At 35.5% G+C, this 7,758-nt stretch carries 6 protein-coding genes; 4 read left to right on the top strand and 2 right to left on the bottom strand.

Going from position 1 to position 7,758, the window contains the following annotated elements; translation table 11 throughout:
- Nucleotides 1–1,028: 1,028 nt before the first annotated feature.
- The gene (locus ABIM45_04375) at nucleotides 1,029–2,108 is read left to right on the top strand and encodes a hypothetical protein (GenBank protein MEO0239146.1); all 1,080 of its coding nucleotides are present in this window, start codon (nucleotides 1,029–1,031) and stop codon (nucleotides 2,106–2,108) included.
- Nucleotides 2,109–2,326: 218 nt separating this feature from the next.
- Here the strand turns inward: ABIM45_04375 and ABIM45_04370 are convergent, their stop codons facing one another.
- Both ABIM45_04370 and ABIM45_04365 read right to left on the bottom strand, forming a co-directional pair.
- The gene (locus ABIM45_04370; GenBank protein ID MEO0239145.1) at nucleotides 2,327–2,488 is read right to left on the bottom strand and encodes a hypothetical protein; all 162 of its coding nucleotides are present in this window, start codon (nucleotides 2,486–2,488) and stop codon (nucleotides 2,327–2,329) included.
- Nucleotides 2,489–2,559: 71 nt separating this feature from the next.
- Nucleotides 2,560–2,715, bottom strand: a complete 156-nt coding sequence (locus ABIM45_04365; GenBank protein ID MEO0239144.1) for a hypothetical protein — start codon at nucleotides 2,713–2,715, stop codon at nucleotides 2,560–2,562.
- Nucleotides 2,716–3,378: 663 nt separating this feature from the next.
- Here ABIM45_04365 and ABIM45_04360 point away from each other — a divergent pair.
- From ABIM45_04360 to ABIM45_04350, 3 genes are read left to right on the top strand one after another with little or no spacing between them, the layout of a single operon-like run.
- Nucleotides 3,379–4,902, top strand: coding sequence for an N-6 DNA methylase (locus tag ABIM45_04360; protein MEO0239143.1), 1,524 nt, complete (start codon nucleotides 3,379–3,381; stop codon nucleotides 4,900–4,902).
- The gene (locus tag ABIM45_04355; protein ID MEO0239142.1) at nucleotides 4,899–6,611 is read left to right on the top strand and encodes an AAA family ATPase; all 1,713 of its coding nucleotides are present in this window, start codon (nucleotides 4,899–4,901) and stop codon (nucleotides 6,609–6,611) included. Before ABIM45_04360 ends, ABIM45_04355 begins: the two co-directional genes overlap by 4 nt.
- Nucleotides 6,608–7,735 (top strand): restriction endonuclease subunit S, encoded by a 1,128-nt coding sequence (locus tag ABIM45_04350; GenBank protein MEO0239141.1) that lies wholly within the window; start codon nucleotides 6,608–6,610, stop codon nucleotides 7,733–7,735. The genes ABIM45_04355 and ABIM45_04350 overlap by 4 nt, the downstream gene beginning before the upstream one ends.
- The last annotated feature ends 23 nt before the right edge of the window (nucleotides 7,736–7,758 follow it).

The following is a 7,758-nucleotide window of genomic DNA, read 5'->3' as shown; positions in this document are numbered from 1 at the left end:
GAGTGGTTGCATAAAGAGATACTTAAGGATAGAGCACCTGGCTGTTAATCCGCCTAAGGCGGATTGGGGGTTCGAGACCCTCCCGGGGAGTGTTTTTTATTTGGGGGTTGCATAAAGAGATACTTAAGTATAGAGCACCTGGCTGTTAATCCCCCATCCGGGGGATTGGGGGTAGAGACCCTCCCCGCCTGAGGCGGGGAGGGTTTTATTTTTGGCAACATCTATCACATGGTTCTTAATCAGGAAAGTTTTTACGTTTTTACTAACGAGCACCTGGCTGTTAATCCCCCATCCGGGGGATTAGGGGGTTCGAGACCCTCCCCGCCTGAGGCGGGGAGGGTTTTTGGCAATATTCTGTTTAATTGAGTTTATCTCTACCCAAAGGAGCTCTAATATTTAGCACTTGGCTATTAATCACTCAATAGGGGGACCGGGGTGTTGCTTTTATGGGGCGTATTAGGGATATTTTGATTAAATTCCTTTAGTTCTTGTTCTCTTCCGTTTTTAGTATCTACATCTGCGATTAAAGCCTTAAAAATCCTATGTAAAGATGATTGAGCAGTGGTTATTGTATTTTTAATTTTTTAAAAGTTCGCAATGTTTTTTTTCCAGTGAAGAAGTTTCTTGATTTCATGGAACACCTTGACGCGCAAAAAGATTATGATTGTTATTTTCTCTTGCCAGATTTCTGATAAAACTGGAACCTTTGGAATAGATTATTATTGATGAATGCGGAAAGCTTGACTTTCTGAATTGCATTGTTAATAATATTGCAAATGCGTTATTATAGAATATCGCAGGTAGTTAAAATCCCCGAAGTGGAATTAGAAAGTTGGGAAGGGGAATGATGATAATTCGAATAATATGCCTCTTGTTATGTAACAGGGAAAATAAAAGTTGATACTTGCCGAAAATAGATCTGTGGGTAAACGGTTTCCATACTTTCCTAATTTTGACAGCGTATGTGCGAGTAGCTTGAGCATAAATGAGTTAACAAAAGATCCAGACCACGATAGGAGGTGGAAAATATGGCGTTAAATAAAGAGCAGCATCAAAAGATTAAAGACTACTTTACTAAATTCAAGTCATCAAAGGCCTTTATGGATGAGTTGGAATCTCGTGAGGAACGGCGTGAGTTAATTGTACCTTTGCTTTCAAGGGAAAGGTTAAGATCGATGACCGAACTTGAATTCGGTGAGCTTATCTCTAAGCTTTGGGCTTCAGCATTATGGGGAAACAAGGAATACTTAGTGCAAAAAATAGTAGGCGAAAATGGTATGGATAAAATCATTGACGAACTTGAAAACTTATTATATGGACCAGAGTCATTTGATAGGAGATTTGATAGATTTTTAAGAGAAATAAAGGGGTTGGGGCCAGCCACAATTACAGAAATATTGTGTTATTATGACCCTAATAAGTATGGATTCTGGAATGACAAAGCGCGAAAAGCTTTAAAAATTTTGCAGTTTGATGCCTTACCATTGGCAAAATACAATATATCGGGTAAAGAGTATGTAGAGATAAATAAGGTTTTTCTTGAGATTGCACAGTATCTTAAGGAGTTAGGATTAAGAGATGCTGACTTATTGGCGGTAGATTACTTTCTGTATGAAGTATGGTTTACAGAAAAGGAGAAGACAGAAAAAGAAGAAATCCCTCTAATTCTTGAAGAGAAAGAATTCGACCATGATGAAATACGGGATTTTATAAGAGACATTGGTAATTGGTTAGGATTTGAAGTTGATACAGAAAAACAAATAGCTTCTGGTGCACGTGTTGATTGTGTATGGATGGCTAGAATAGCAAATCTTGGTGTGGTGACTTATGTCTTTGAAGTTCATAAGAGCGGTTCAATAGATAGCCTTATACTTAATTTGCAGAAGGCTCTTAACAATCCTACTGTTCAAAAGATTATTGCAGTATCAGACGCTAAACGAATTGAAAAAATTCGAGATGAGATTCAGGGCCTTCCAGAAAATTTTAGAAAATCGTTAGCATTTTGGGAAGTTAAAGATGTAATTAGCACGCATGAGCGTTTGTCAGAAGCCATGGAGAGTATCAACAAATTAGGACTTGTAAAAAGTAGATTTGAAGAATGGTTATAATTGAGAGAAGCTATCAATGGTGTGCTGAGCTCTTTGCGATTTTGTTGTTCAAATTTTGTGCCTTCTGTCAGGATGTTATATGTATTAGCATTCATATACGTAAAAGTTTACTCCTCTTTGGCTCCATAAGTTACCCTTATCTTTAAACCTTTAGGCAAAATATTAGTTAGGGGGCTAAATGCCAGTTATATGGATAGATTCCTCGAAGTAGTTTTCAATTAGTTTTTTTTCTGTGTGCGTGATAAAGGTTTTTCTCCAAAGTCTTTCCGCTCTGCATTTATCATAAATTCTTCAAGGATTTCTTCTTTAATTTCATCTTCTGTCTTTTCTTCACCCCTCTTCGTCAAGAAGTTTTTCCTTAGGGAAACTACATCATTCAAAGTTAGAGTAGAACAATATGCTGCATCTTTTATAGCCTGAAGTTCAGCGCTTTTTCCACTTTCATCCAGTTTTAATTCTGTTCTTGCAAGTTTCCCGCTTTATCAAGGGCAAGGATATCCAATATTTTCCTTGGTTTTGTCAAACTTGTCGTATTCGTTGTGATAATGAGCAATTCTTCTCCAATTATTTCTGGAAAATCCATTACCCATTTTTCAATGTCTTTCAAAGATTTTATGACTCCTAAAGTCTATTTCTTCGCTGGGCAAAAGCTGCTTATTTTTCTCGTTAAAAATGAGAAGCACAATATTTCACCCTTTTAAGAATTTGAAATATATCTGCATCGTAAGTAATTAACACCCAGTTGTTTGCAAGATTAAAGAACTACCTATGGACGGGTATGTGGCAGTCAGAACAGTGGAATTTCCTACCACCACTACTTTACCTCCCTTTAAATAAACTTTTTGCCCGTGTTTCTCCAAAGATAGGCTATGCAACTCCTGTTCCTATCCAAGAATTTCTGAAGTTTGTTGAGGATTTGTGTTTTATCTATTTTCTTTGCCTTCCTGTATATAGGTGCATTGAGGGCACTAATTGAATATCTTTTCTAAATGTCATACCCTCTTACAACGACCATACTGCACTGTTACTTGTTCAAGAACAAAAGGATGCAGTTTGGTCGCTGGTTTATTATTTTGTTATTTTTGATGGAATAGCCCATTTTTAGTATATTAATTTTGAGGAACACCAACCTTTTGAAAGGAGAGGGGTTTTGTTATATACTTTTGTATATTTAAAGGTGGATTTGTGAGAGTTTGGGTTTTCGAGGGTGTGAAAAAATTTTCACGGTTGGAGTTTGTCATAGATTTCACCTTTAGTAAAGGAGGAGGATGTGTACGGGCAGAAAAGCTTGTTTAATGGGAATTCTAAAAACAATTCTATTTCAACGAAAGACCAATTAATTAACCTTCTGAAGCAGGCGGCGGATCTCATTAGAACGCGAGTGGATTATACCTTTATTTTGTTCTTGCTTTTCTACAAGTCCATCTCCGATAAGTGGGAGAAGGAGTTTGAGGAAACAAAGTCAGAACTCATTAAGAAGGGGTGGGATGAAGGTGAGGCAGTAAAAGAGGCAACCGCTGATACTTATCATACTTTTAATTTTCCGAGGGAATACCTCTGGGATAATATGCGGAGAGAACCTCAGAAGATTTCCGAGAGGTTTTCCATCGCTGTTAAAAAGCTGGCAGATCTTAATCCCAATTACCAGGACATCTTTTCTCAGTTCGATTTCCATCAGTTTACCAGCAACCCAGAAAATGCGGTCATTTTGAACCAACTTGTTGAACTTTTTAGCAAATTTTCCTTTAAGGAAATCTCTGGAGATATTTTGGGAGATGCCTACGAGTGGATTTTGAAGTATTTTGCCCCTCAAAAGGCAAAGGAAGGTGAAGTTTACACCCCGAGAGAAGTTATTAAACTTATGATCGAAATTCTGGACCCTGAGCCTAAGAAAAGTATTTATGACCCCGCTTTAGGTTCTGCTGGAATGCTTATTGTTGGATATAAGCACGTTGAGGAGAAGTTTGGAAAGGACATAGCAAATACCTTGTTTTTGTTTGGTCAAGAAGTAAATTCCAAAACCCTTGCTTTGGCAAAAATGAACATGCTGCTCCACGATATTAACAATTTTCGTTTTTACCTGGGGGATACCCTCCTTTACCCCAAGTTCAAAGAGGGTAATAGCATTAAGCAGTTTGACTATGTAATTGCAAATCCCCCGTGGAACCAGGACGGTTACGATGAAGATAACTTAAAGAAGGGAGAATATTGGCAAGATAGGTTTAAATTTGGATTTGGCACAAAGCAATCTGCCGATTGGGTATGGATTCAACATATGCTTGCTTCGGCAAAGGAAAAGGTTGCTGTAGTTATAGATACAGGGGCTGTTTCAAGGGGTGGAAGGGAAAAGTTGATAAGACAACGGATAGTTGATGAAGACCTGGTTGAAGCGGTAATCTTACTACCCGAGAAATTATTTTACAACACTGGTGCACCTGCAGTAATTATTGTTTTCAACAAGCAAAAACCGGAAGAGCGAAAGGGAAAGATTTTATTGATCAATGCCAGCAAGGAGTTTGTGCCGGGGAAAAAGCAGAACACATTGTCCGATGAGAATATAGGAAAAATTGTAGATGCATACAAGGAATTTAAAGATGTAGAAAAGTTTGCGAAAGTTATAACGAAAGAGGAGGCAAAGGAGGCCGATTATAATTTAAGTCCTTCGAGGTTTGTGAGTGTGAGTGAGGAAGAGAATTATCGCCCATTAAGCGAAATCAAATCAGATTTAGAAAAATTAGAAGAAGAAAGAAAAAGGGTCGAGGAAAAGGTGAAGGGAATTTTGGAGAGGATATGATTCACATAAAAGAATTATATATTAAAAACTTTAGGTCTATAGAGGAAGAAAAAATAGAGTTTAATAAAGGATTAAATATTCTTGTTGGCCCAAATAATGCAGGTAAATCAAATATAATGGAAGCAATAGATCTTTTATTGGGTGACGTGTATCTGCCTAATTTTGAGCCATCTACAGACCATTTCTTTAATGGCGAAGAAAATCGAGAAATTATAATAGAAGCTTCCCTTGAGGGTAATGAGCTTGCATCAATCAATCCTGATTTTAATTCATTAGTTGCTGTAAGATATAAATTTTCAAAGCAAAATGGCGGCTCATTTGAAGTTAGAATTGGCGAACAATGGAAGCAAAAATATAATAAACCCTTTGGATATTATTGGGATTTTGAAAAGAAATTATTTTTTCTAAGGGTGAAATCTTTAAGAAATATCATGGAAATTGCTCCAATAAGATGGAAGTCTCCATTAAAATATTTTAAAGAAATAATTATTAAAAAAGCTCAGAAAGAAAAATTGGATGAGGTAATATCAATTATAGATGAAGCAAAGAAGAAATTAACAGATATTGATGAAGTTAAAAAAATAATTTCTGATTTAGAAAAAATTTCTAAAGACCAAACAGATATTAAAAAGATTGTACTCTCGCCATCTTCAACTAAATATTCCGATTTTTTAAGTGAAATGAAAATTTTAATAGATGACGGTTATATTTCTGAGGTCATTAAGAAAGGATTAGGTACGCAGAATTTAATTATTATCTCGCTGTTTAGAGTAATGGCAAAATACCTTAGAGATGAGGAGAAAAAATTTATAATTTATGGAATTGATGAACCAGAAATTGGTTTACACCCCCATAGCCAGAGACAATTGATATTTTCTCTTAAAAATCTTTCTGAGTACTCTCAAGTCATTATAACTACACACTCCGATCATTTAATCGATATAACTCAAATCGATAATATTATTAGAGTTGGTAAAGAAGATAGCAAAACAAAACATTATAAAATAAACCTTTCTTCTCAAGAAAAGAAAATTTTAGAAATACATGGCCGTAATTTAGAGGAAATATTTTTTGCTAAAAGAGTTTTAGTTGTGGAAGGAGACACCGAGGAAGGATTTTTTAGTGAAGTTTCTAAAAAGATTTTGGAGAAAACAAAAGAGGGTGAAAAAGAAGTTGAGATAAATTACTCTTTTGATTATAATTCTGTTTCTGTTCTTAATAGTAGAGGTGATACCATCTGGTTTTTTATCAAGCTTTTGAAAAGTCTTAATATTCCATTTATTGTTCTTATAGATGAGGACAAGCTTAACGATACACAGCAATTTCTTAAAAAATTAGAAGAAAATAATCTTATTGAAACTGAAGAAAAATTTCAATTAGAACCTCTCAATAGTGAAGATTTAAAAAATAAATTAAGAAATTACAATATTTTTATACATCAACCCTTCGAGAAAATGATTGCTGTAAATTCTAATAATGACACATTACGTAAAATAATAAATGCTATTAATTTTGTAAAAAAGCATTGGGGATATGAGGTTAATGACAAGGATTTAAAAACAGAAAACGATAATTTAAAAGAAAAGGTTTTTGAATTGCTGAAAAATAATAAAAGATGGAGAATTGGAAAAGCTATCGCTCAAGAACTTGAACCTGATGAAATACCTGATGCTTATATTGAAATAATTAAAAAAGTTTCAAAGTTATGAAATCAACTTGGCCAACAAAAAAATTAGGAGAGATTGCAGAAATTTATTCAGGGGGGAGAAGCGGAATTACCAAAAAAGATTATGTAGAAAGAGGATTTCCAGCTTTTAGTGCTGCGGGGCAAGATGGTTTCACTAAAGAAGCGTACGATTCTGGTTTTGCTGTAATTCTTTCTTCTATAGGATCAAGATGTGGAAAATGTTTTTATGCTGAAGGAGAATGGACAGCTCTGGCTAATACGCAAATTATAAAATTTGAAAATCCAGTAACTGCTAAATTTATGTATTATTACCTTAATGATGAGAATAAATGGCCTAAAACAGGGACTGGACAACCATTTATTTCTCCCTCTTTTGTTAAAAATTTAATAGTACCCCTTCCTCCTCTTCCCATCCAACAAAAAATCGTGAAGATTCTTGATACTGTTCAATCTGCTGTGGAGATTCACGATAAGATTATTGAAAAGACGAAAGAACTTAAAAAGAGCCTGATGGCAGAACTTTTTAAGTATGGCGGCCCATCCTTTAGAAAAGGAAGAAAATTAAAGGAAACTGAAATCGGAGAGATTCCAGAGGATTGGGAAGTGGTGAGGCTGGGGGAGGTTTGTAAAATTTATCAACCTAAAACAATCACCTTGAAAGAGATCTCAGAATCGGGTCCTTATAAAGTATATGGAGCAAATGGGGTAATTGGATATTTCACAAAATATAATCACGAAGAATCGGAAGTTTTAGTAACTTGTAGAGGATCAACTTGCGGAACTATAAATCTATCAGAGCCTAAGTCTTGGATTACAGGTAATGCAATGGTTGTCCATCCGATTTCTAAAGATCTCTTTAAAATGTTTTTATATTATCTGCTACTCAACTTGGATTTATCCGAAGTAATCTCAGGAAGTGGACAACCGCAAATTACTATAAGGTCTCTCTCTCCTTTCAAAATCCCTCTTCCCACTCTCCCTGAACAGCAGGAGATTGCGGAGATTCTTCAAACCATCGACCAAAAGATCGAGATTGAACAAAAGAAGAAAGAACTTTATGAAGAGTTGTTTAAGACTCTTCTGAATAAGATTATGAATCAGGAAATAGATGTTGATTCGTTAGACCTTAGTGAGTTGGAAAATTAATGATGGGCTTGCGGTGGCGCGGC

This window comes from candidate division WOR-3 bacterium (assembly GCA_039803545.1).
Classification (GTDB): domain Bacteria; phylum Hydrothermota; class Hydrothermia; order UBA1063; family UBA1063; genus UBA1063.
Note: the sequence above shows the minus strand (reverse complement) of the source record. Positions and strands in the feature narration are given on the sequence as shown.